The sequence below is a fragment of the Nitratireductor sp. ZSWI3 genome (assembly GCF_024655565.1).
Classification (GTDB): Bacteria; Pseudomonadota; Alphaproteobacteria; order Rhizobiales; family Rhizobiaceae; genus Nitratireductor.
Window position 1 is genome coordinate 22,693 of sequence record NZ_JANKOF010000006.1, and the last position, 23,343, is coordinate 46,035.

Consider the following 23,343-nt stretch of genomic DNA (forward strand, 5'->3'; position numbering starts at 1 on the left):
TCGAATGGGAGGTTGAAATGACGAAGGGAAGAATTTTTGCCGCGCTGGCGACCGCCTGCCTGTGGGCCGGTGGAGCCGGTGCCGAGGACCTGCAGATCGGGGCGCTGTTCCCGTTGAGCGGACCGAACGCCACCTATGGCGACGTGTTCAGCTCCGGCGTCAATCTGGCCGTCGAGCACATCAACGCCGACAAGATGCTGTCGGGAGCCCTGTCGGTCCGCTACGAGGACAGCCAGGCCCTGCCGCAGACCGCCGTCGTCGGCATGACCAAGCTCGTCGAGGTCGACCAGACGCCCTATGTGCTGTCGGCGTTCACGGGCGTGTCGAAGGCGATTTCGACGCTGGCCCAGCGCAGCGAGACGGTGGCCGTCAACGGCGGCGGTGTCGGGCCGGACCTTGCCAAGCTCGGCGACTATTTCTGGAACGTCATCCCGCTCGCCAATCTCGAGGTGCGCGCGGTGGTGCCTTATCTCGCTCAGCACGACATGAAGAAGATCGTGCTCGTCTATGTCGACGACCCGCTCGGCCAGTCGATCCTCGAGGAACTGGAGGCGTCGCTGCCGAACGCCGGCGGTGAACTGGCGGCGCAGATCTCGGTGCCGACCACGTCGCAGAATTTCTCCGGCATCGCCGCCAAGGTCCGCGCCGCCGGGCCGGATGCCGTCTACATCGCCTCCTACGGCGCGCAGCAGATCCAGATCGTCAAGCAGCTCCGCGACAACGGGGTGGAGGCGCAGCTCGTGTCGTATTCCGGCTTCGCCGTGCCCGACGCCCTCGCGCTGCCGGAGGCCGAGGGGCTGCTCTACACCACCCAGGCGGTGGACTACGATTCGGCCGATCCGGTGACCCAGCGTTTCGTCAGCGACTACAGCGCCAAGGCCGGCAAGAAGCCGAGCGCCTATGTGGTGAACTACTACAACGCGGTGCGTCTGTTCGCGCTGCTCGCCCAGGGCCTCGAGAAGAAGGGCGAAGCCGTCACCGGCGCCAACCTTCTTTCCGAGCGCAAGGCGACGCAGAGCTTCGACCTCGTCGGCGGCTCCGTGTCATTCGAAGCGAACGGCACGCTGCTCGCCCCGATCCAGATCAACCGGATCGAGGAGGGCGCGGGCGCCGCTCTCGAAACCGTTTCCGTGAACTGACGGGCGGCGGCGATGCTCTGGCTCCAACTCGCGCTGACGGGACTGCAGGTCGGCGCGGTCTACGCGCTGACCGCGGTCGGGTTCTCGCTGATCTTCGGGTCGACGCGGATCTTCCACTTCGCCCATGGCGCGACCTTCGTGCTGGCGGCTTACGTGTTCTACTGGGCGTATCAGGCGGGCCTTCCGGCACCGCTCGGCATCCTGGCGGCGGCAGTCGCAGCGGTGGCGCTGGGCGTTACGATGGACCGTCTGGTCTACGCGCCCATCCAGCGGCACGAGGGATCGTTCTTCACCGTGTTCGTCGCCTCCTTCGGCGTCGGCATCGCGGTGCAGAACATCGTCGGCATGGTGTTCGGCCGCAGCTTCGTGACCGTCACCACCGAGCTCAGCCGTTCCGTGAAAATCCTGGACGGGGTCTATGTCTCGCCGCTCGCCTGGATCGCGGTTGCCTGCGCGGCACTGTTCTTCGTCGGCCTGCAATGGTTCCTGCGCCGCACGCATGTGGGCATGGCGCTGCGGGCGCTCTCCGATTCGCCGGAGCTGATCCGGGCCTACGGGCTCGACCCGCGCCGGCTTTCCACCTACGCCTTCGCGCTCGGCTCGGTGCTGGTGGTGCCGGGGGCGATCATCACCGCCGCCACCTCGGGCCTCAACCCGGCGCTCGGTCATCACGTGATGCTGATCTCGCTGGCCGCCACCATCGTCGGCGGCATCGGCTCGATCGGCGGAGCGCTGGCGGCAGGCTTCCTGCTCGGCCTGGCCGAGAGCCTGGCGCTGATCGTCTTCGAAAGCCAGTGGACCGAGGCGGTGACGTTCGCGATCCTGTTCCTGTTCATCCTCCTGCGCCCGGCTGGCCTGTTCGGCCGCGCCGCGACCAGTTGAGGAGGCCCGACGATGGCGGCTTATCTGCTCAATCTCGGCGTCCTGATCTCGATCTATTCGATCCTCGCGATCACGCTCAACTTCATCATGGGATATGCGGGCATCTATTCGCTCGCCCATGCGGTGTTCTTCGGCGTCGGCGCCTATGCCGGCGCGCTCGCGGCGATGCATCTTTCGGCCTCGATCTTCGTCACCGTGCCGGTGGCGATGGCCTGCGCGGCGGTGCTGTCGCTCGCCCTGGCGCTGCCGGCGCTGCGGGTTCGGGGCGAGTATTTCGTCGCCGCCTCGCTCGGGCTCCAGGTGCTGGCGGTGACCATCTTTGCCGAATGGAAGTCGGTCACCGGCGGGATCGGCGGCCTGATCGGCATCCCGCCGGTCGACCTGTTCGGCCAGGCCGTCTACCGGCCGGCGAGCTTCTTCCCGCTGTCGCTCGCGGTCCTGGCGATCGTGATCGTCGTCACCCGGCTTCTGGTGCGGTCGAGCTTCGGGCGCAACCTGACGGCGATCCGCGACAGCGAAAGCGCCGCGGCGAGCTTCGGCAAGAACGTCCCCCTGATCAAGACCATCTCGGTCGTGATCTCGGCGGCGCTGGCCGCCGTCGCCGGCACGCTCTATGCCGGCTATCTCAGCTTCATCAATGTCGAGAGCTTCATGCTCGACACCTCGGTTCTGGTGATGGCGATGGTCATCATCGGCGGGACGGGCACGAGCTGGGGGCCGATCCTGGGCGCTGCGATCCTGCTCCTGCTGCCGGGCCTGCTGAGCTATCTGAGCTTCCTGCCGCCGACCGAGATCGGCGCCATTCAGCAGACCCTCTACGGGCTCGGCATGGCCATCCTGATGATCTTCAGGCCAGGCGGGCTGGTCGGGCGCGGCAAGGCACGCGAGACGAAAAGCGCGGCCAAGGTCGCCGTCGGTCAGAAGCCGCCCGCGGTCGAGGCGAAGGCGGAGGGCGCCCGATGAACGCGCAAGCGCACATGCCGGCCGCGGGCGCCGGGAACGAGGTCCTGCTGGAGATCCGCAATCTCGACAAGCATTTCGACGGGCTGAAGGCGGTCTCGGACGTTTCGATGGATCTGCGGGCCGGCATCGTCACGACGCTGGTGGGGCCCAATGGAGCGGGCAAGACGACGCTCTTCAACCTGATCACCGGGCATCTGACGCGCAGCGGCGGTTCCGTCCGCTGGCTCGGGCGGGACATCGGCGGCATGAAGCCCTACCGGGTCGCCCGGCTGGGCATCGCCCGCACCTTCCAGGACCTGAGGCTGTTCGGCGACATGACGGTCGAGGAAAACGTCCTGACCGTCATGGAACCGGGCGCCTTGCCCTTCTCGCTGAGCGGACCCTCGACTGCCGAAAAGCGGGCCCGCGTGGCGGAGGTCCTCGAACGCACGGGGCTTTCCGCCAAGGCGCGAACACGCGCCGTCGATCTGGCCTATGCGGAGCGCAAGTTCCTGTCGCTGGCGCGCATCATGGCGACCCGCTCCAGGCTGTGGCTGCTGGACGAGCCGGCCTCCGGGCTCGATCCGAACAGCTACGAGCTCTTCCTGCGGCTTCTGCGCGAGGAGGTCGCCTCCGGCGTCACCGTCTGCATCATCGAGCACAATCTCGACATCGTCGTCAGCATTTCCGACCGCATCGCCTTTCTCGATCGCGGGCGGCTTCTGGCAGACGGCGACCCGCAGACGGTGCTCGATGATCCGGACCTTGCAGCGATCTATTTCGGAGACCGGACATGAGCCAGTCAGCGATTGTCGAGGCCCGTGGGCTGTCGGCCGGCTATGGCGGCGCCATGGTGCTGGAGAAGGTGGATCTCGACCTCAGGGAAAACGAGGTGCTGTGCCTGATCGGGCATAACGGGGCCGGCAAGTCGACCCTGATGAAGACCCTGTTCGGGCTGCACCCGGCGAGCGCCGGCGAGGTCCTGCTCCACGGTAAGCCGGTGACCGGGCTGGATCCCAAGGCGCTCTCGCAGGCCGGCCTTGCCATGGTGCCGGAGGGACGGGGCGTCTTCCCCAATCTCACGGTGGACGAGATCTTCGAGCTCGGCATGTGGGCGGTCGGCATTCCGCAGGCCGAGCGCGCCGCCCGGCGCGACTGGGTGCTTTCGATCCTGCCGATGATCGCCGAGTTCCTGCACCGGCGCGCCGGAACGCTCTCCGGCGGCCAGGCGCAGATGGTCTCGATCGGACGGGCGCTGCTCGGCCGGCCGCGCATCCTGCTGCTCGACGAGCCGTCGATCGGCCTGGCGCCGAAGCTTTTCCAGGACCTTCTTGCGCCGATCCGCGCGCTGCAGCAGGCCGAGGGCCTGTCGATCCTCCTGGTCGAGCAGAACGTCCGCGAAGCGCTGAAGATCTCCGACCGTGTCGTGGTGATGAAGTCGGGGCGGATCATCTGGCGCGGCCTGCCGGCGGACCTTTCCGACAACCGGAAGCTGATGGAGCTCTATTGATGGCGCCGCGGCTCGACGATCTGCTTGCGCCCTCCCGGCGGAATGGGGGTGCGCTGTTCCACCAGCCGGACGGAGGTACGGCGGACGCCGCTGCCTTCGATGCCCTCACGGCGGGTGCGGAAGCCTGGCTGCGCGGCCGTGGCGTCGGTGCCGGGGACAGGATCGCCTTGTGGATGGTCAACCGGCTCGAATGGCTGGCCGTGCTGTTCGCCTGCGCGCGCATCGGGGCGGCCGTCGCGGTCGTCAACACGCGCTACCGGGCGAGCGAGCTCGAACACATCCTGCGCTCCTCGGGAGCCTCGCTGCTGATTCTCGAACCCGATTTCGGCAGGATCGATTTCCTGTCGATCCTGCGCGATCTCAAAGGAAGCGATCTGCCCGAACTGGAGGAGATCGCGCTTTTCGGTGCGCAGGCCGTTCCGGAGGCCATCATCGGCAGGTCCGTGGTGGCGGCTGTTTTCGATCCGACCGAGGGAAGCGGCCCGGACCGGGAGAGCGACCCCGACGCGCCGCTGATCTTCTTCACCACCTCCGGCACAACCAGCGCGCCGAAACTGGTGACCCATCCGCAGCGCACGCTGGCCCTGCACGCCCAGCGCTGCGCGACGGCCTATGGCTTCAATGAGCCGGGTGCGGCGTTTTTCGCCGCGATGCCCTTTTGCGGCGTTTTTGGATTGAACGCGGCGCTCGCGGCCGTCGCCGCCGGCGCGCCGATGCACCTGGCACCGATGTTCGAGGCCGGCGAGGCGGCGCGGCGCATCGAGGAGCATCGCATAACCCATGTCTTCGGCTCGGACGAGATGTTCCGTCGCCTGCTGGAGGCGGGCGAAGCGGTTCTGGCATCGGCACGCTGCTGCGGTTACGCCGCCTTCACGCCGGGGCTCAGCGAGACGATGCTCGCCGCCGCCAAGGCCGGCGTTCCGATCCGCGGGCTCTATGGCTCCAGCGAGGTCTGTGCGCTGTTCGCGATCCAGGATCGCGATGCGCCGCCGGAACAGCGCATCCAGGGTGGCGGCCGGCCGGCCTCCGCCGATGCCGAGGTGCGCGTGCGCGATCCCGAGAGCGGCAGATTGCTTCCGGCAGGCCAGACCGGAGCGCTGGAAATCCGTTCGCCGACCAATTTCGCCGGATACTTCCGCAACCCGGAGGCAACGGCCAAGGCGGTGGACGAGGAAGGGTTCTTTCGCTCCGGCGACATGGGCTTCGTGCGCGGCGACGGCACCTTCGTCTATCTCGCCCGGATGGGAGACGCGATCCGGCTCTCCGGCTTCCTGACGGATCCGGCCGAAATCGAGGAGGTGCTGAAGCGATTGCCGGGCGTGCGCGATGCGCAGGTGGTGGCGGTGGCGCATCAGGGACAGAGCCGACCCGTAGCGTTCGTCATCCCCGCTGCTCTGGAACCGTTCGACGAGGAGCGGGTCATCGCCGAGGCGCGGGCGCAGCTCGCCGCCTACAAGGTGCCGCTGCATGTGTGGCCGGTCGAAGCCTATCCCACGACCGACAGCGCCAATGGGCTCAAGATCCAACGGGCCCGCCTGCGCGCGATGGCGGAGGAACGGATGAGAAAGGTGACGGCATGAGCACGGCACAGGCGGCGACTGCCGGACACAGGACGATGTATTTCGAGGATTTCTCGCCGGGGCAGGTCTTTCAGACGGGCGGGCGCACCATCACCGAAACCGACCTGACCATGTTCTCCATGCTGACCGGAGACTGGAACGCGATCCACAGCGATGCCGACTATGCGCGCACGACGCGCTATGGCGAGCGCCTGGTGCACGGCAGTTTCGGCATCGGGCTGGCGATCGGCCTGATGCACGGGCTCGGCATTTTCGAAGGCTCGGCGGTGGCCATGCTCGGCATTTCCGAGTGGCGGTTCGAACGGCCGATCCTGATCGGAACGACGTTGCATCTGCGGCTCGAGGTGATCGACGCTGAACGGGGACGCACCGGCAGGACCGGGCGGATCGGACGTCATTTCAAACTGATCGACGGGCCGGGCGAGGTGGTCCAGCAGGGGCGCAGCGACGTGCTCGTGCTGACCCGCGCCGGCCTCATCGAGTAATGCCGATCCGGCATTGTCGATAGGCAAAACATGCATTTGATGCATGATTTCCGCCTTGCCAGCATGCCGGAAGAGACCAAGGAGAAAACATGGACGATCAGACGTCGACAATGATCGCCGCGCAGGGGCCGCAGGCGACCTACGAGGCTTTTCTGGCCGAAGGACGCTTCATGATCCAGCGTGCCCGCAGGACCGGTGAATACGTCTTCTATCCCAAGGTGATGTCGCCTTCCGGCGAAACCGAGCTCGAATGGGTCGAGGCATCGGGGGGCGGGACCGTCTACGCCATCACCGTCAACCGCAGGCGCGAGGGCTCCTACAATGTGGCGCTCGTCGATCTCGACGAGGGGCCGCGCATGATGACGACCATCACCGGCGTCGAAACCTTGCCGATCGGCGCGCGGGTGCGCGCCCGCGTCGAGCCGGGCGAAACCCCACGCGTCGTCTTCGAGCCCGAGGAGCGTTGACCATGAGCCATCCCATCCGCGGCAAGACCGCCATCGTCGGCATGGGCACCGCCGGTGTCGGCGAGGCGCCGGGTTTCTCGGCGATCGAGCTTCTCGGGCTGTCGGTGCACGAGGCGCTGGCCGATGCCGGCCTCGAACTGTCGGACATCGACGCCGTGTTCGCCGCCACCAGCAGCCACGCCTTCGCCTCGATGAGCGTTACCGAATATCTGGGCCTCAAGCCGAAATATTTCGACAGCACCAATGTCGGCGGCTCCAGCTTCGAGATGCATCTGCTGCAGGCCTCGCTGGCGCTGGAAGCCGGGCTCTGCGACGTGGCGCTGATCTGCTACGGCTCGAACCAGCGCACGGCCGGCGGGCGTCTCGTCTCGATGTCCGAGCCGCAATGGCACGAGACGGCCTACGGCCCGCGCCACCCGATCACCGCCTATGCGCTGGCGACCAGCCGGCACATGCACCAGTACGGCACGACGCGCGAGATGCTGGCGGATGTGGCCGTTGCGGCACGCCAATGGGCGAACCTCAATCCGGCAGCCTTCGCGCGCGGCCCTCTCAGCCGCGAGGATGTGCTGGCCAAGCGGATGATCAGCGATCCGTTGACGGCGGGGGACTGCTGCCTGGTGACGGACGGGGCGGCCGCCTGCCTCATGGTGCGGGCGGACCGCGCCAGGGATTTCCCGAAGCCGCCCGTCTATTTCCTGGGCGCCGCCGGGGCCAACTGGCACCGTTCCATCCAGGCGATGCCCGACCTGACGGTCACCTGCGCCAGCGAAAGCGGCCCGCGAGCCTTCGCGATGGCCGGGCTCGGCCATGCCGACGTCGACCTCGTCATGCTCTACGACGCCTTCACCATCAACATGATCCTGTTCCTGGAAGATCTCGGCTTCTGTCCCAAGGGCGAGGGTGGGCGTTTCGTGCAGGACGGGCGCATCGCGCCAGGAGGGGAACTGGCCGTCAACACCAATGGCGGCGGGCTCTCCTGCGTCCATCCGGGCATGTACGGCATGTTCCTGATCGCCGAGGGAGTCGCGCAGATCCGCCGCGAGGCAGGCGAGCGGCAGCTGGCCAGGGCGGATGTCGCGCTCCTGCACGGCAATGGCGGCACGCTGTCGAGCCAGGTCACCGCGTTTCTCGGCTCGCAGGCGACGCTATGACCATGGTCGAGGGCTCCATGCGATATGATTTCGCGGCCCTGGGGGCGTTGCTCCAGCCGCGCTCGGTGGCCATCGTCGGCGCTTCTTCCGATCCGACGCGGATCGGCGGGCGGCCCATCGCAGCGATGCTTTCGGCGGGCTATCGGGGCCGCATCCTGCCGGTCAATCCCGGCCGCGAGGAGGTGCAGGGCCTGCCCTGCTACGCTTCGGTGGCGGAGCTGCCGGAGGTTCCGGAAGCCGGCATCGTCGCCGTTGCGGCGAAACATGCGCCGGGCGTGGTCGAGGCGCTCGGCGAACGCGGCTGCCGTTCGGTGACGCTCTTTTCGGCGGGATTCGCCGAGACCGGGGCGGAGGGGGAGAAGGCCCAGGCCGAGCTGTTGTCGATCGCCAGGCGCCACGGCATGCGCGTCCTCGGCCCGAACACGCTCGGCGTCTACAATGTCGGCATCGGCTATTACGGCACCTTTTCGTCGTCGCTGGAGATGGCCTTTCCGCTGCCCGGCAACATCGGCATCGCCAGCCAGTCGGGTGCCTATGGCGCCCATCTTGCGGCGGTGGCACGCTCGCGCGGGCTGGGCGCCTCGGTGCTGATCACCACGGGCAACGAGGCGGACGTCACGGTCGCCGACGCGATCGGCTGGATGGCCGGCAGCGATGCGGTCGACGTGATCTGCGCCTATCAGGAGGGTTTTCGTGACGCCGGACGGCTGATCGCTGCGCTCGAGGCGGCGCGGGCCGCGGGCAAGCCGGTCTTCATGCTGAAATCGGGTCGCAGCCGGCTCGGCGCCTCGGCGGCGGCCTCGCACACGGCCTCGCTGACCGGCGACGATGCGGTCGCCGAGGCCGTGCTTGCAGAGCACGGCGTGATCCGCGTGCGCGACACCGAGCAGATGCTCGACTTCGCCTATGCGGCGCGCCAGCGCATCTATCCGGCCGATAACAGCCTCGGCGTGATCACGGTCAGCGGCGGGGCCGGCATCGTGGCGACGGACGAAGCCGAGATCGCCGGCCTGCCGATGCCGCTGATGCCCGAGGAGGCGCAGGCCCGGCTGAAGGAGATCCTGCCTTTCGGCGCGCCGGCCAACCCGCTTGACTGCACCGCGCAGGCGCTCAACGACCTTTCCCTTTTCGAGGCGTTCACGCGGGCGGCGCTGAAAGATGGCGGGTATCGGTCGATCCTCTGCTTCCTCACCTACGTGGCGGGCGGGGCGACGCTGGCTCCCCGGCTTCTGGAGACGCTGCGCAAGATACGCACCGACTATCCCGACCGGCTGCTGTCGCTGTGCATCATCGCCGACCCGGAGGTGACGCGCGCCTATGAGGAGGCCGGCTTCCTGACCTTCACGGATCCGAGCCGCGCCGTCCGCGCGATCGCCGCGATGGGGCAGGTGGGAGACAGGCTCGCCGCCAGACCCGCCGCGCGTCCGCGATTGCCGCGCGTGACCCTTCCCGCAGCAAGTCCGGACGAGCACGCCGCCAAGGCGCTTCTGGCGGACGCCGGCATCGCCGCGGCGCCGGAGCGCATCGTGCATTCGGCCGAGGAGGCGGCAGCGGCGGCGCAGGCGCTGGGCTTCCCGGTGGTGATGAAGATCGTCTCGCCTGACATCGTGCACAAATCCGACATCGGCGGCGTGCGGCTCGGGCTCGGCGATGCCGAAGCGGTGCGGGCCGCCCATGACGGGATCCTCGATGCGGTGAGAACGGCCGCTCCCGAGGCGCGGATCGCCGGCGTCCTTGTCGCCCGGCAACTGACGGGTGGTGTGGAATGCCTGATGGGGATCAACCGCGACCCGGTGTTCGGCCCGGTCGCCGTGTTCGGCCTTGGCGGGATATTCGTCGAGATCCTCGACGACGTGGCGATACGGCCGTGCCCGTTCGACCGAAACGCGGCGCGCGAGATGATCCTGTCGATCAAGGCGGCCGGCGTGCTGACCGGCGCAAGGGGGCGGGCGCCGGCCGATCTTGATGCGCTCGCTTCGATGCTCTCCCGCTTGTCGGCCTTCGCCGCCGCCGCGGGACCGAGGCTGCGCGCCATCGACCTCAACCCCGTGCTGGCGCTGCCGGACGGCGCCTGCGCGCTCGACGCGGTGATCGAGATCGGACCGGAGGCCAGGGCATGATCGATTACGAACGGCTGATGGCCTATGACATACCGGAGGTGCGGCAGAGCTACGGACCGCGCGAGTGCGCCTTCTATGCGCTGTCCATCGGCGTCGGCCAGGACCCGCTCGATCCTGCCAATCTGCGGTTCGTCGGGGCCGGCGCGCTGGTTCCGTTTCCCACCCTGCCGCTGGTCCTCGGTCACCCCGGCTTCTGGCTCGGCAATCCCGACACCGGGGTCGATGCGGTGCGGCTCGTCCATGGCGAGCAGGGGATCACCATCCATGCGCCCCTGCCCATCGAGGGGACGGTGACCGGCAAGACCCGCGTCACCGGCATCGTCGACAAGGGGGAGGGGCGCGGCGCGCTGCTCTACACGGAAAAGGAGTTGCGCGATGCCGGCGCCGGCACCCTCTACGCCACCACCCGCTCGACGACGTTCCTGCGCGGCGACGGCGGTTTCGGAGGGCCGGAGGGCCCGGTCAAGCGCGCCCACAGCCTGCCTGAAAGCGCGCCGGAGATCGTGCACGAGACGGTGACGCGGCCCGAACAGGCGCTCTGGTACCGCTGGAACGGCGACGACAATCCGCTGCACCTTGATCCCGACATAGCAGCGAAGGCCGGCTTTCAGCGGCCGATCCTGCACGGCCTGTGCAGCCTGGGGATCGCCGCCCATGCGGTCGTCGCGACCCTGTGCGGGGGCGCCCCCGGCCGCCTGAAGACGCTGGACGCGCGCTTTACGGCGACGGTGACGCCGGGCGAGACGCTGCGCACCGAGATCTGGCCGGACGGCTCGTTTCGCACGCGGTCGGTGGAGCGTGACGTGGTGGTGATCGGCAACGGTCTCGCCGGCATCGATTGAGAGGAGAACGGGATGGACGGAGCATTCGGACAGGACGAGGAGCGGCGCGAGGGGCTGCGCCTTCTCGTCGAGAGCGCCTCGGGGCTTGCGCCCCGCACCGGTGACCTGCGCGCCGTGCGTGCCTTGCGCTTCACGCGGCCGGGGATCGACCGCGCCCGCTGGCGCCGGATCGCCGAGATGGGCTGGCTCGGCCTGCGCCTGCCCGAGGAGGCGGGCGGCGCGGGGCTCGGCATGAGCGAATACGCCGCCCTTGCAACCGAGATCGGGGCGGCGCTTTTGCCCGAGCCGGTGATCGAGGCGCAACTGGCGCTCGATCTCATGGGGGAGAAGGCGCCTGCCGGTGCTCTTTCCGGCGACACGCTGGTGCTGCCGGCCTGGGCCACGGGGCCGGACGGCCTCGGTGCCGGGGAGGGGCTTTCGGAGGCGGACGGGCGGCTGAGCGGCCGCAGGCTCTTCGTGCCGATGGCGCAGGCCGCCGATGTATTTCTCCTCGCCGGCTCCGATGCCTGCTGGCTGGTTCCGGCGGATGCGCCGGGCCTCGGCCTTACGGCGGAAGACACGCTCGACGGCGGGCACACGGGCACGCTCACCCTCGACGGGGTGGAGGGCGAGCGACTGCCGGCGCCCGACCCGCATGCCTTCGAGGCGGCGGCGCTGGCGACGGCGGCGGCCCTGCTCGGGATCATGGAGCGGGCCTTCGCCATGACGCTCGACTATCTGAAGACGCGCGTGCAGTTCGGCCAGCCGATCGGCAATTTCCAGGCGCTGCAGCACCGCGCGGTGGATCTGGAGATTGAGATCGGCCTGACCCGGGCGGCGCTGCGCGATGCGGTCGCGGCGATGGATGCGGGCGAGGACTGCCGCCGCATCGTCTCGCGCGCCAAGGCGCGCGCCGCCGATGCGGCGATGCGCGTCACCCGCCAGGCGGTGCAGCTGCACGGCGCCATCGGCTACACCGACGAGGCCGATATCGGCCTGTTCCTGCGCCGCGCCATGGTGCTCGCGCCGCGCTACGGAAGTGCCGCCTATCATCGCCGGCGCTATGGCAACCTGTCGGAGGGACGGCCATGAGCCTGACCGTCGATCACGAGGAGGGGGTGCTGATCCTGACCCTCGACGAGCCGCAGCGCCGCAATCCGATCGGCCATGCGGTGCGGCAGGAGATCGTCAGGCGCCTTTCCGACGCCGAGCGCGACGGGCAGACCCGCGCGGTGGTGCTGACCGGCGCGGGAGGGCATTTTTCGACCGGCGGCGACATTCGTGACCAGAAGGGCGTCGCAAGCCGCATCGAGGCACGCGACCGCTTCGCCGTCATCAAGGACCTCATCGGACGCATGGTGCGCTTTCCAAAGCCGCTCGTCGCCGCCGTCGAGGGGTGGGCCGCCGGTGGCGGCTTCTCCCTGGCGCTGGCCTGCGAGACGGTGGTCGCGGCCCGTTCGGCGCGCTTCGTGTCGAGCTTCGGCAAGATCGGACTGGCGCCGGATCTCGGCCTGCTCGCCACCCTGCCGGCCCGCATCGGCACGATGAGGGCGCAGCGCATCTTCCTCACCTCGGCGACGATCGATGCCGAGGAGGGGCATCGCCTCGGCTTCGTCGACGAACTCGCACCCGAGGGCGAGGCTCTCGACCTTGCCAAGACGATCGCGCGCCAGGCGGCCGCCACCGCGCCGCTGCCGCGCGCCTTCGTCAAGGATTTCCTCGCCGCGGATGTCGACCGCGCGCTCGAGTTCGAGCGCCAGGTCCAGCCGATGCTGATGTTCAGCGCCGACGCCGTCGAGGGCCGCACGGCCTTCTTCGAGAAGCGCGCTCCGGTCTTCAGGGGAGAATGACATGACCGACACGGCCACCGCGGCCCCGGCGCCGCACGCCGACCTCAACCCGTTGTCCGACGCGGATTTCCGCCGCACCGTTCGCGACTGGATCGCCGCCAACTACCCGCCCGAGCTGCGCAACCCGCCGAAGCGGCTGCACGCGGCCGAGGCGATGCCCTGGTATCACCGCCTTTCGGCGCAGGGATGGCTGGCGCCCGGCTGGCCGCGCGAGCACGGCGGCATGGGGCTTTCGCCGGCGAAGCTGCTGATCATGATGGAGGAGATGGAGCGCCACGGCTGCGCCCGCCTGCCCGACAGCGGCCTGACCATGGTCGGCCCGCTGCTGATCGCCCATGGCAGCGAACAGCAGCGCGCCTATCATCTGCCGAGGATCCTGTCCGGCGAGATCATCTGGTGCCAGGGCTACAGCGAGCCGAATGCCGGCTCGGACCTTGCCGCGCTGCGCACCTCGGCGGTGCGAGACGGTGAGGAGTGGGTGCTCAACGGACAGAAGATCTGGACCACGCTCGGCACCGACGCCAACTGGATCTTCGTGCTCGCACGGACCGATCCGGAGGCGGCGAAGCAGAAGGGGATCAGCTTCTTCCTGGTGCCGATGGACACGCCGGGCCTTACCGTTCGGCCGATTGTCAACATCGACAGGCACGACGAATTCGCGGAAGTCTTCTTCGACAATGTTCGCATCCCCGCCGATGCGATCGTCGGCGCGGTCAACGCCGGCTGGACCATCGCCAAGAACCTGCTCGGCTTCGAGCGTCTCTTTCTCGGCTCTCCCAAGCAGGCCGAGGGCGCGCTCGACCACCTGGAGCGGCTTGCCGCGCATCTGGGCTGCAAGGAAGACTGTGCGGCGCTCGTCAACGGGCTGCGCATGGAGCTTGAGGACCACAAGTCCTTCTATGCGACCTTCGCCGACCAGGTCCGCCGCGGCGAGACGCTGGGCCCCGACGTGTCGATGCTGAAGATCAACCAGACGGCGCTCTACCAGAAGATCACCGACCGCATCATGGAACTGGCGGGCGAACTGGGGACCCTGGCCGGCGCCCTGCCGGACGACCCGGCGCTCTATCCGGGCAGCGTCTTCCTGCAGGCGCGCCCCTCTTCGATCTACGGCGGCTCGTCCGAGATTCAGCGAAACATCGTCGCCAAGCAGGTGCTTGGCCTGGGAAGATAAGAGAAGGAGAAATTCATGGCAGTGGATCTCGGGCTGGAGGGCAAGGTCGCCATCGTCACCGGTGCCGGCGGCGGCATCGGCCGCGGTATCGCGCTGGAGTTCGCCAAGGCGGGCGCCAGGGTGGTGATCAACGACATCGGCGTCTCGCTGGGGGGCACGGGCGAGCGCTCGTCGGCGCCCGCGGAAGAGACGAAGGCGATGATCGAGGCTCTCGGCGGCGAAGCCATCATCAGCAGCGAGAGCGTCTCCGAATGGGCCTCGGCAAGACGCACCGTCGAGATGGCGCTCGACGGTTTCGGCCGCGTCGACGCGGTCGTCAACAATGCCGGCATTCTGCGCGACGTCATCTTCCACAAGATGGACCCCGCCGACTGGGAGGCGGTGATCAACGTTCATCTGAACGGCAGCTTCTACATGAGCCGGGCGGCGGCCGAGCCGTTTCGCGCGCAGGGAAGCGGCGCATTCGTGCACATGACCAGCACTTCGGGCTTGATCGGCAATTTCGGCCAGGCCAACTATTCGGCTGCCAAGATGGGCATCGTCGGACTGTCGAAGTCGATCGCCCTCGACATGGCACGCTTCGGCGTGCGGTCGAACTGCGTTGCGCCCTTCGCCTGGAGCCGCATGACCAATTCGATCCCCGCCAACACTCCCGAGGAGAAGGCGCGCGTCGAGCGCATGAAACGCATGACACCGGAAACCAACGCGCCGCTGGTCGTCTTCCTGGCCTCGGCGGCGGCCGAAGGGGTTACCGCGCAGATCTTCGCCGCGCGGCTCAACGAACTCTTCCTGTTCAGCCAGACGCGGCCGGTGCGCAGCGTTCATTCGGCGGATGGCTGGACGCCGGGGCTGATCGCCGAACTGGCCTTGCCGGCCCTCCGTCCGGCCTTTGCCGCGGTCGAACGCAGCGGCGACGTCTTCGCCTGGGATCCGATCTGAGGCGGCCGTGAACGACGCTGCGGGATCGGCACTGCAGGCGGCCGGACGCCAAGCCGTCGCCGCGCAGGGGCTGATCTGCGTGGCGGTCGCCGTCGGGATCGCCGGCGTCTTTAGGCACCATGCGGCGATGACCGTGGCCGGCGGACTTTCGCTGCTGCTGTTCCTCTGGCTCAGCCGGCGACGTCTCGGGCTCGCCGCTCTCGTGCCGCTGTGCCTTTCGCTTGTCGCGTTTGCGGGCGCGCTGGCGAGGGGCGTGTCGGCCGATGGTCTGCTCCACGCGGCCGACCGGGCGCTGTTCCTGACGGCCCTGTTGTCGATGCTTACCCTGTTGCGGCAGGCGGCCAGCCGGTCGCGCGACGTGTTGCGCGCCGGCGCCTATCTCACCGGTCAGCCGCCGGGCCGGCGCTATATGGCGTTGTGCTTCGGCGGGCACCTCTTCGGCACGCTGATCAACCTTGGCGGGCTGGCGATCCTCCTCGACATGGTGGCGCGCGCCAACAAGGCCAATCTCAGCGGCCTGCCGCCGGCGCTGCAGGAGCTGAGGCTCAAGAGGATGACGCTCGCCATCGTGCGCGGTTTCACGCTGGTCGCCTTCTGGTCGCCGCTCGGCTTTGCCGTGAACTCGGTCCTGCTGGCGATGCCGGGGCTGGACTATGCGTTTCTCGGGCCGCTCGGGCTGGCATTGACGATGCCCGTCTTTGCGCTCGGATGGATGTTCGACAGGATGCTGGCGCCGCGCGGCAACCGCCATGCGTTCGCACCGCCGGAGCCTGCCGGCGGATCGGTGCTGCGCCTCGTTGGCCATGTGGCCCTGCTGGGGCTTCTGGTGATGGTGCTGCATTCGCAGAGCCCGCTCAGCTTCCAGGAGGCATTGCTGATCACCGTGCCGGTCTATGCGCTCACATGGCTCCTGAGCGCCGGGGCTGGCCGGCAAGCCGTCGGCGCCGCGGCCGCGGGCGTCGCCTCGACCATTCGCGCCTTGCCGATGGCGGCCGGCGAGATCGGCGTGTTCGCTTCCGCCGGCCTGTTGTCGGTCCTGCTGCTCGAGGTTCTGCCGGTCGAGACGATCGAGACGATGCTGAACGGTGCCGACCTGCCGCCCGAAGCGATCTCGGCGATGCTCGGTCTCGCCACGCTGGGCCTTGCCCTTGTCGGGGTGAACCCCATCATCACGGTCTCGGTTCTGGGAAGCCTGGTGGCGCAGGTCGGCATCGCGGGGCTGTCGCAGGCCGCCGCCGCCTTCGCCATGCTCAGCGCATGGTCCGCCGCCATGGGACTTTCGCCCTTCATCACGACGGTCGCCTATGCGGGGGCGATCGTCGGGCGCTCGCCGGTCACGGTCGGCATGCGCTGGAACGGCGCTTATGCGGCGACGCTGCTGGTTCTTTCGCAGCTTGCCGTGGCCGGTGCCATACGCGCCGGCTGGCTCTGATCATCAGGACGCCGGAACGGCGGCGAATTCCTCGCGGATCGCCATGCTGTCCTCGCCGAGGCCAGGCACGCGGCGACCGCTGTGCCGTGCGCCGTCGACCACCGGCGCCGGCGCCGGGATGGCCTGCGGCCCGGTCTCTGTATCGATCGCGGCCTGGTTGAGATGCGGATGGGTCAGAAGATCGGTGATGCCGTTGACGTCGGCGAAGGCCGTGTCGGTGTCCACCAGAAGCCGGATTGCCGCCTCGCGGTCCAGGGTTGCAAAGCGCGCGCCCACCACCGCATCCACGGCGGCGCGGTTCTGCACCCGTGCATTGTTGGTGGCAAAGAGCGGGTCGGCAATCATTTCGGGGCGGTCGAGGACGATGCGTGCGAAAATCGCCCATTCGCGATCGTTCTGGATCGACACCAGGATCTCGCGCCCGTCGCGGGTCGTGAAGACGCCGTAAGGCGAGATCGAGGGATGAGCAAGGCCTATGCGCCGCGGTGGCTTGCCGGCCCGGGCGTGCAGGAACGGCACGGTGAGCCAGTCTGCCATGACGTCGAACATGGAGATGCGGATGTCGCTGCCGCGGCCGGTGCGTTCGCGCAGGATCAGGGCCTCGAGGATCGCGGCATGGGCGGTGGCGCCGGTGGCGATGTCGACCAGGGAGATGCCGACACGGGCGGCCGATTCCGGGCCGCCGGTGATGCTGCAAAGCCCGCTGTCGGCCTGGATCAGCAGGTCGTAGGCCTTGCGCTTGGCATAGGGGCCGGTGTCGCCGTAGCCGCTGATCGAGCAGCAGATCAGGCGGGGGTGCCGTGCGAGCAGCGTCTGCGGCCCCAGTCCCATGCGCTCCAGCGCGTCCGGTTTCAGATTCTGGACCAGCACGTCGGCCCGCGCGATCATGCGCAGGAGCAGCGCGTGATCGTCGGTGTTCTTGAGATCCAGGACGAGCGATTCCTTGCCGCGGTTCAGCCACACGAAATAGCTCGACAGGCCGTCGGCGGCGCTGTCGTAGCCACGGGCGAAATCGCCCTCGGGCCGCTCCACCTTGATCACCCGTGCGCCGGCATCGGCCAGGCGCGAGGTGCAGAACGGAGCCGCGACCGCCTGTTCGATCGTGACGACGAGCTTGCCTTCCAGAGCTGTCATTGTCCGGCCTCCCCAAAATCGGCGGCGCGCCGAACCGGGCGCTCGTCATTCCGCCATGCAGCCCAAAGCTAGGGCGCCCGGGCGGGGCGGACAAAAGCCGTTTCCGAATTTCAGCGATAGCGTTCCGGCATGGAACGGCGCTCCGGCATGCCGCGATCAGAGTTTGCTGCCGGGCCATTCACCATTGGTGACCAGCCGGCGCACGGTGTCACCGAGCATGGTCATGAAGGGACCGGTGAGCCGGGTGCTCTGCCGGTTGAGCGGCGTCCACAGCACGAGCATGCGGTCGAGCACCGGCGCTTCGATCGGTCGTGCCACGAGGCGGCCCTCGTTGACGCGCTGGAAGACGCTGACGAGCGGCAGGATCGTGCTTCCCGCGCCGCGCTCGACGAAGGCGAGAAGGGTGGGCAGGATGTCGACTTCGAGGCTCACGCTAAGCTCTATGGAGCTCTGCCGGGCCGCGCGGTCGACCAGCTTGCGCAGACCATGGTCGGGGCTCGGCAGGATGAGATTGCGGGACAGCGCCTCGGCGAGCCGCACGGGCGTGCCGGGCGCCCCCGGAGGCTCGATGAGGAAGAGCCTTTCGAGCAGCAGCGGGTGCGAGCGCACCAGCGGCACCTTGGTGCCCTCATAGGTCACGCCGATGTCGATCGTGCCGCGCTGCAGCCAATCCTGCACGTGGCCGCTGAAGCCGGCGACGATGCGCAGCTTGACCTCCGGATAAAGACGCAGCGTTTCCGCAACGAGGGGGGTGGCCAGAACTTCGGCGACGGTCGGCGGCAGGCCCAGCGTCACCGTGCCGCGCAGGCGATGATCACGCGCCACGACGTCACGGACCATCGATTCCACGTCATCGAGGATCTGGCGGGCGCGATCGGCAAGGGTGCGGCCCTCGTCGGTGGGAACGACGCCGCGCCCGTGCCGTCTCAGAAGCGCCACGCCGAGCTCGTCCTCGAGTGCCTGGACCTGCCGGCTGAGTGCCGGCTGGGCGATCTGCAGACGCTCCGCCGCGGCGGTGATGCTGCCCAGTTCGACGATCTGCACGAAGCTGCGCAACTGCCGCATGTCCACGATGCCGGATCCTTATGGCTGATATATCTCTAATGCACTTGAAACATAAGTCGACGCGGGACAGCGTTAGTCAAGAGGGTGCGTCCCTGACGGGACGGCGGGGAGAGGAGACCGCGCCGGCCGCCCTTATCATTCCAGGGAGGAAAAGAGAGAATGAGCCATAGCAAAGCAAGGATCCGTCGTCTGCTGGCCGCTTCCGGACTGGTCGTGCTCACCACGGGGGCGACCGCCTGGGGGCAGGACCTGCCGAAGACCATGATCTGGTCGACCTATGATGTCGGCTCGGCGGGCTATGCCGAGGCTTCCGCCATCGCCGATGCCTTCGGCCAGAAGTTCGGAACCAAGATCCGCATCCAGCCCTCGGGCAGCGGCATCGGCCGGCTGCAGCCCATCCTGAAGGGGCGCGCCGATTACGGCTTCCTGGCGACCGAGGCCTTCTTCGTGTCCGAAGGCGCATTTGATTTTGCCACGCCCGAATGGGGACCCACCGAGCTGCGCACCGTTGCCGGCCGTCCCGCGTCGATCTCCCTGGTGACGGCGGCCAATGCCGAGATCGAGACCGTCGCCGACGTGAAGGGCAAGCGGCTCGCCTTCGTGGCCGGCAATCCGTCGATCAACGTGAAATGCGAGGCGATCCTGGCCTTTGCCGGGCTGACGCTCGACGATGTCGAGGTCGTCATGTTCCCGACCTACGCCGCAGCGATGAGCTCGATGACCAAGAACGAGGCCGACGCGACCTGCACGACGCCGACCACCAGCCAGCTCTACGAACTCGCCGAGTCGCCGCGCGGCATCCACTGGGTGGCGCTCGAACCGGACAACGCCGAGGGCTGGGCCAAGCTCGACGAAGTGCTGCCGATCATGAGCCCGTTCGAGGAGGATATCGCCGCCGGGCTGAAGGAAGGCGAAAAGGTTCCGATGGCGGCTTACCGCTATCCGGTGATCACCACGACGAAGGACAAGTCGGCCGACGAGGTCTATGCCTTCGTGAAGGCGCTCGACGAGACCTACGATCTCTACAAGAACGGCACGGCGACGATGAAGCGCTGGGCGCTCGACCAGTCCGGCCATCCGGCGATCGACATCCCGTTCCATGAGGGCGCGGTGCGCTACCTGAAGGAAAAGGGCATATGGACGGAGCAGGACGAGGCCTGGAACCAGAAGAGGATCAAGCGCATGGACGCGCTGGTCGCCGCCTGGAAGGATTTCATGCCTGCCAACAAGTCGCTCTCGCCGGAAGAGTTCTCCAAGGCGTGGACGGCCAAACGCAAGGAAGTCCTCGCGACGCTCGGCTGACGCACGGGACCGTTCCCAACGCCCATGCGGGGAGCCAGCCCCCGCATGGGTCCTGTCCTGCCTGTCTCCCGGGAGAAGATCGCTCATGACGATGCACGCGCAATCGCCGTCCGCCGACGCTCACCATTCGGCCGAGCCGCCGTTATCGGGCGAAAGGGCCAGGCCGTCCGGTCTTGCGCGGATTGCCGCGCTCGTCCTCGGCGCCCTTGGCGTCGTCCTGGCCCTGAACCAGGTTTTCCTGCTCAACCTTTTCGGCTTCCAGCCGCTCGGCAACAGCTATCTCTACTATCTGATCGGCATATTCCTGTCGGTTGCCTTCATCTGCCTGCCGGCCCGCAAGGCGGACGCCGCGGCACCGCGCTGGTATGACTGGCTGCTGGTGGTCCTGGTTCTTCCGGCCGCCGGCTATCTCGGCCATCACGGTCTCGACATCATCCAGCAGGGCTGGGAATACGAGGCTCCGCTGACGGCGGACATCGCCGCCGGCATCGTGATCCTTGCCGCGCTGGAGGGCGTGCGCCGCGCGGCGGGGCCGGTCCTGCTCGGCACGGCGCTCCTCTTCGGCAGCTATCCTCTGTTCGCCGACCACATGCCCGGCTTCCTCTGGGGCACCTCCTACGGGCCGCTGGAGGCGGTGCGCGCCCATGTCCTCGGCGTTGAGAGCATCATCGGCATCCCCATGCAGGTGGTGGCCGAACTGGTGATCGGCTTCGTCATCTTCGGGTCGGTGCTGACGATCACCCGCGGCTCCGAATTCTTCATGGAGCTTGCCGCGGCCCTGCTCGGCCGCAGCCGCGGCGGGCCGGCGAAGGTCGCCGTTCTCAGCAGCGGTATCCTCGGTTCGCTTTCCGGCAGCGTGATCTCCAACATCCTCACCATCGCGCCCTTTTCCATCCCGACGATGAAGCGGATCGGCTATCCGCCGGTCTATGCGGCGGCGATCGAGAGCTGCGCGTCGACGGGCGCAACGCTGATGCCGCCGGTGATGGGAACGGTCGCCTTCATCATGGCCTCGTTCCTCGGCGTGCCCTATGCCGACATCGCCGCCGCCGCCTTCATCCCGGCCATGCTGTTCTACGCGGCGCTCATCTTCCAGGTCGACATGTTCGCTGCGCGCAACGGCCTGAAAGGCGCGCCGGCGGAGGAGATTCCCGCCTTGCTGCCGACGCTGCTGCGCGGCTGGCCCTATCTGCTCGGGCTTGTGGTGCTGGTCTATGTGCTGATGGTGCTGCGCCAGGAGACCTATTCGCCCTATGCCGCCTCGGCCGTGCTGCTGGCGGCGACGGCGTTCCGCTCGCACACGCGGCTGACGCTCGGCCGGGCGGTGCTCCTGCTTTTCGACATCGCCAAGAGCATCGCCGCTCTGGTGGCGGTTCTCGCCGGCATCGGCCTGATCGTCGGCGGCCTGTCCTACACGGGTGTCGCGGGGGCCTTCTCACGCGAGCTGCTTCTTTATGCGGGTGGCAACGTCCCGCTGATGCTGATTGCCGGCGCGGTGACGAGCTTCATCCTCGGCATGGGGATGACCGTCAGCGCCTGCTACATCTTCCTGTCGATCCTTCTGGCGCCGGCGCTGATCGAGGCGGGCCTCAACCCGCTCGCCAGCCATCTCTTCATCCTCTACTGGGGCATGCTGAGCTACATCACCCCGCCGGTCGCGCTTGCCGCGATCACGGCCGCCAGCATCGCCGGCTCGCCACCGATGCGCACCGGCTTCTACGCCATGCGGCTGGGGGGCATCCTGTTCATCCTGCCCTTCATCTTCGTCTATGACCCCGCCCTGATCATGCACGGGAGCTGGCCCGCGGTGCTCAAAGCCGTCGTCTTCAGCATCGTTGCGATCTGGGCGATGACCACGGCGCTCGAAGGCTGGTTCTACGGCGGCGGCAGGCTCAATCCGGTGCTGCGGGTGGCGACCGGCGTCGCCGGCGTCCTGATCCTGCTGCCGGAGTTCTATACGAGCCTTGCCGGCTTCGTCGTGCTTGCCAGCGTGGCGGCGATGATGGGGGTGTCGCTCGTCCGGCGGACGGAGGCGGCGCGATGATCGACAAGCGCGTGGCCGATCTTGCCGCCGCCGTCGCGCCGATTCACGACGGTGCGGCGGTGATGATCGGCGGCTTCGGAAGCGCCGGCATTCCCTACGGCCTGATCGATGCGCTGGTGGCGCACGGCGCCGGCGGCCTGACGATCATCTCCAACAATGCGGGCGCCGGCGAGGAGGGCATATCGGCCCTGCTGCGCGAAGGGCGGGTCGCCAAGGTGATCTGCTCCTATCCACGCACGCCAGGCTCGATCTGGTTCGAGCGGCGCTACGAGGCAAAGGAGGTGGATCTGGAGATCGTGCCGCAGGGGACCCTGGCCGAACGCATTCGCGCTGCCGGGTCCGGGCTCGGCGGGTTCTTCACGCCGACCGCCTACGGGACCCGCCTCGCCGAGGGAAAGGAGACGAGGATGATCGATGGACGCGGCTATGTGTTCGAACAGCCGCTGCCCGCCGATTTCGCGCTGATCAGGGCGGAGGCCGCGGATCGCTGGGGCAACCTGCGCTTCCACGCGACGGCGCGCAATTTCAATCCGGTGATGGCGATGGCCGCGCGGCACACCATCGTCGAGGCCCGCCAGGTCCTCGACGGGCCGATGGAGCCGGAGGCGGTGGTGACACCCGGCATCTTCGTGAAATCCGTGGCCCGCTATGCGGTGCGCCCATGATCCGGCTGAGCGACGACGATGTGGCGCGGCGGCTCGCCCGGGACATCCCGGACGGCGCCTATGTCAACCTCGGCATCGGCATGCCGAACCGTGTCGCCTCCTTCGTTCCCGAGGGGCGCGAGGTCATGTACCAGACCGAAAACGGTCTTCTGGGCGTCGGCCCGGCCCCGGACGCGGGGATGGCGGACCCCGAACTGATCGACGCCTCGAAGAAACTGGTGACCACGATCCCAGGCTCGGCTTTCTTCGATCATCCCACCAGCTTCGGCATGATGCGGGGCGGGCACTTGGACATCGCCGTGCTCGGCGCCTACCAGGTCGCCGAAAACGGCGATCTGGCGAACTGGGCGACGCTCGACGACAACTATCCGCCGGCGGTCGGCGGGGCGATGGACCTGGTGGTCGGCGTGCCCAGGATCTACATCATCATGCGCCATGTGAACCGCGACGGCTCGCCGAAGCTTCTCGAAAAATGCACCTATCCGCTGACCGGGCTCGGCGTGGTGAGCCGCGTCTATACGGACCTTGCCGTGCTCGACGTGACGGCGGACGGCTTCCGGCTGGTCGAACTCGCACCCGGCAACAGCTTTGAGGACGTGCAGTCGGTGACCGGTGCGAGGATCGCCGCCTGAGGGGCG

22 protein-coding genes are annotated in these 23,343 nt (G+C 68.1%); 20 read left to right on the forward strand and 2 right to left on the reverse strand.

Annotated elements, in window-relative coordinates; translation table 11 throughout:
• Positions 1-17: 17 nt before the first annotated feature.
• From NUU27_RS03690 to NUU27_RS03765, 16 genes are all read left to right on the forward strand, one after another.
• Positions 18-1,139: an ABC transporter substrate-binding protein gene (locus NUU27_RS03690; RefSeq protein ID WP_257760708.1), complete on the forward strand. Its 1,122-nt coding sequence runs from the start codon at positions 18-20 to the stop codon at positions 1,137-1,139.
• Positions 1,140-1,151: 12 nt separating this feature from the next.
• Positions 1,152-2,021 (forward strand): branched-chain amino acid ABC transporter permease, encoded by an 870-nt coding sequence (locus NUU27_RS03695; protein WP_257760710.1) that lies wholly within the window; start codon positions 1,152-1,154, stop codon positions 2,019-2,021.
• 12 nt (positions 2,022-2,033) lie between these two features.
• Positions 2,034-2,984 carry a branched-chain amino acid ABC transporter permease gene (locus NUU27_RS03700; RefSeq protein ID WP_257760711.1) on the forward strand — a complete coding sequence of 317 codons (951 nt, stop codon included), beginning with the start codon at positions 2,034-2,036 and terminating at the stop codon, positions 2,982-2,984.
• The gene (locus NUU27_RS03705; protein ID WP_257760712.1) at positions 2,981-3,760 is read left to right on the forward strand and encodes an ABC transporter ATP-binding protein; all 780 of its coding nucleotides are present in this window, start codon (positions 2,981-2,983) and stop codon (positions 3,758-3,760) included. The genes NUU27_RS03700 and NUU27_RS03705 overlap by 4 nt, the downstream gene beginning before the upstream one ends.
• The gene (locus NUU27_RS03710) at positions 3,757-4,473 is read left to right on the forward strand and encodes an ABC transporter ATP-binding protein (RefSeq protein WP_257760713.1); all 717 of its coding nucleotides are present in this window, start codon (positions 3,757-3,759) and stop codon (positions 4,471-4,473) included. The genes NUU27_RS03705 and NUU27_RS03710 overlap by 4 nt, the downstream gene beginning before the upstream one ends.
• Entirely contained in the window at positions 4,473-6,053 is a 1,581-nt protein-coding gene (locus NUU27_RS03715) for an AMP-binding protein (protein WP_257760714.1), read from the forward strand. Before NUU27_RS03710 ends, NUU27_RS03715 begins: the two co-directional genes overlap by 1 nt.
• Positions 6,050-6,538 (forward strand): MaoC/PaaZ C-terminal domain-containing protein, encoded by a 489-nt coding sequence (locus NUU27_RS03720; protein WP_257760715.1) that lies wholly within the window; start codon positions 6,050-6,052, stop codon positions 6,536-6,538. The genes NUU27_RS03715 and NUU27_RS03720 overlap by 4 nt, the downstream gene beginning before the upstream one ends.
• An 89-nt stretch (positions 6,539-6,627) precedes the next feature.
• Positions 6,628-7,005, forward strand: a complete 378-nt coding sequence (locus tag NUU27_RS03725; protein WP_257760716.1) for a Zn-ribbon domain-containing OB-fold protein — start codon at positions 6,628-6,630, stop codon at positions 7,003-7,005.
• A 2-nt stretch (positions 7,006-7,007) separates the two neighbouring features.
• Positions 7,008-8,159 (forward strand): thiolase, encoded by a 1,152-nt coding sequence (locus NUU27_RS03730; protein WP_257760718.1) that lies wholly within the window; start codon positions 7,008-7,010, stop codon positions 8,157-8,159.
• Positions 8,156-10,279: an acetate--CoA ligase family protein gene (locus NUU27_RS03735; RefSeq protein ID WP_257760719.1), complete on the forward strand. Its 2,124-nt coding sequence runs from the start codon at positions 8,156-8,158 to the stop codon at positions 10,277-10,279. Before NUU27_RS03730 ends, NUU27_RS03735 begins: the two co-directional genes overlap by 4 nt.
• Complete coding sequence (locus NUU27_RS03740; protein WP_257760720.1) at positions 10,276-11,121, forward strand: MaoC/PaaZ C-terminal domain-containing protein; 846 nt, start codon at positions 10,276-10,278, stop codon at positions 11,119-11,121. Before NUU27_RS03735 ends, NUU27_RS03740 begins: the two co-directional genes overlap by 4 nt.
• Before the next feature lie 12 nt (positions 11,122-11,133).
• Positions 11,134-12,192 (forward strand): acyl-CoA dehydrogenase family protein, encoded by a 1,059-nt coding sequence (locus NUU27_RS03745; protein ID WP_257760721.1) that lies wholly within the window; start codon positions 11,134-11,136, stop codon positions 12,190-12,192.
• Positions 12,189-12,950 (forward strand): enoyl-CoA hydratase/isomerase family protein, encoded by a 762-nt coding sequence (locus NUU27_RS03750; protein WP_257760722.1) that lies wholly within the window; start codon positions 12,189-12,191, stop codon positions 12,948-12,950. The genes NUU27_RS03745 and NUU27_RS03750 overlap by 4 nt, the downstream gene beginning before the upstream one ends.
• Before the next feature lies 1 nt (position 12,951).
• Positions 12,952-14,124 (forward strand): acyl-CoA dehydrogenase family protein, encoded by a 1,173-nt coding sequence (locus NUU27_RS03755; RefSeq protein WP_257760723.1) that lies wholly within the window; start codon positions 12,952-12,954, stop codon positions 14,122-14,124.
• Between the two features lie 21 nt (positions 14,125-14,145).
• On the forward strand, positions 14,146-15,063 hold the full coding sequence (locus NUU27_RS03760; RefSeq protein WP_257760790.1) for an SDR family NAD(P)-dependent oxidoreductase: 918 nt from the start codon (positions 14,146-14,148) through the stop codon (positions 15,061-15,063).
• Between the two features lie 7 nt (positions 15,064-15,070).
• Positions 15,071-16,495 (forward strand): hypothetical protein, encoded by a 1,425-nt coding sequence (locus NUU27_RS03765; RefSeq protein WP_257760724.1) that lies wholly within the window; start codon positions 15,071-15,073, stop codon positions 16,493-16,495.
• A 3-nt stretch (positions 16,496-16,498) separates the two neighbouring features.
• Here NUU27_RS03765 and NUU27_RS03770 read toward each other — a convergent pair whose 3' ends face one another.
• Positions 16,499-17,629, reverse strand: coding sequence for a CaiB/BaiF CoA-transferase family protein (locus tag NUU27_RS03770; RefSeq protein ID WP_257760725.1), 1,131 nt, complete (start codon positions 17,627-17,629; stop codon positions 16,499-16,501).
• 156 nt (positions 17,630-17,785) lie between these two features.
• On the reverse strand, positions 17,786-18,694 hold the full coding sequence (locus NUU27_RS03775) for a LysR family transcriptional regulator (protein WP_257760791.1): 909 nt from the start codon (positions 18,692-18,694) through the stop codon (positions 17,786-17,788).
• A gap of 159 nt (positions 18,695-18,853) precedes the next feature.
• Between NUU27_RS03775 and NUU27_RS03780 the strand changes: the two genes are divergently transcribed.
• The 4 genes from NUU27_RS03780 (at position 18,854) to NUU27_RS03795 (ending at position 23,337) form a co-directional block, all read left to right on the forward strand.
• Positions 18,854-19,996: a TAXI family TRAP transporter solute-binding subunit gene (locus tag NUU27_RS03780; RefSeq protein WP_257760726.1), complete on the forward strand. Its 1,143-nt coding sequence runs from the start codon at positions 18,854-18,856 to the stop codon at positions 19,994-19,996.
• 85 nt (positions 19,997-20,081) lie between these two features.
• The gene (locus NUU27_RS03785; protein WP_257760727.1) at positions 20,082-22,040 is read left to right on the forward strand and encodes a TRAP transporter fused permease subunit; all 1,959 of its coding nucleotides are present in this window, start codon (positions 20,082-20,084) and stop codon (positions 22,038-22,040) included.
• A complete protein-coding gene (locus NUU27_RS03790) occupies positions 22,037-22,705 on the forward strand; it encodes a 3-oxoacid CoA-transferase subunit A (RefSeq protein ID WP_257760728.1) in 669 nt (222 codons plus the stop codon). The genes NUU27_RS03785 and NUU27_RS03790 overlap by 4 nt, the downstream gene beginning before the upstream one ends.
• A complete protein-coding gene (locus NUU27_RS03795; RefSeq protein ID WP_257760729.1) occupies positions 22,702-23,337 on the forward strand; it encodes a 3-oxoacid CoA-transferase subunit B in 636 nt (211 codons plus the stop codon). The genes NUU27_RS03790 and NUU27_RS03795 overlap by 4 nt, the downstream gene beginning before the upstream one ends.
• Positions 23,338-23,343: the final 6 nt, after the last annotated feature.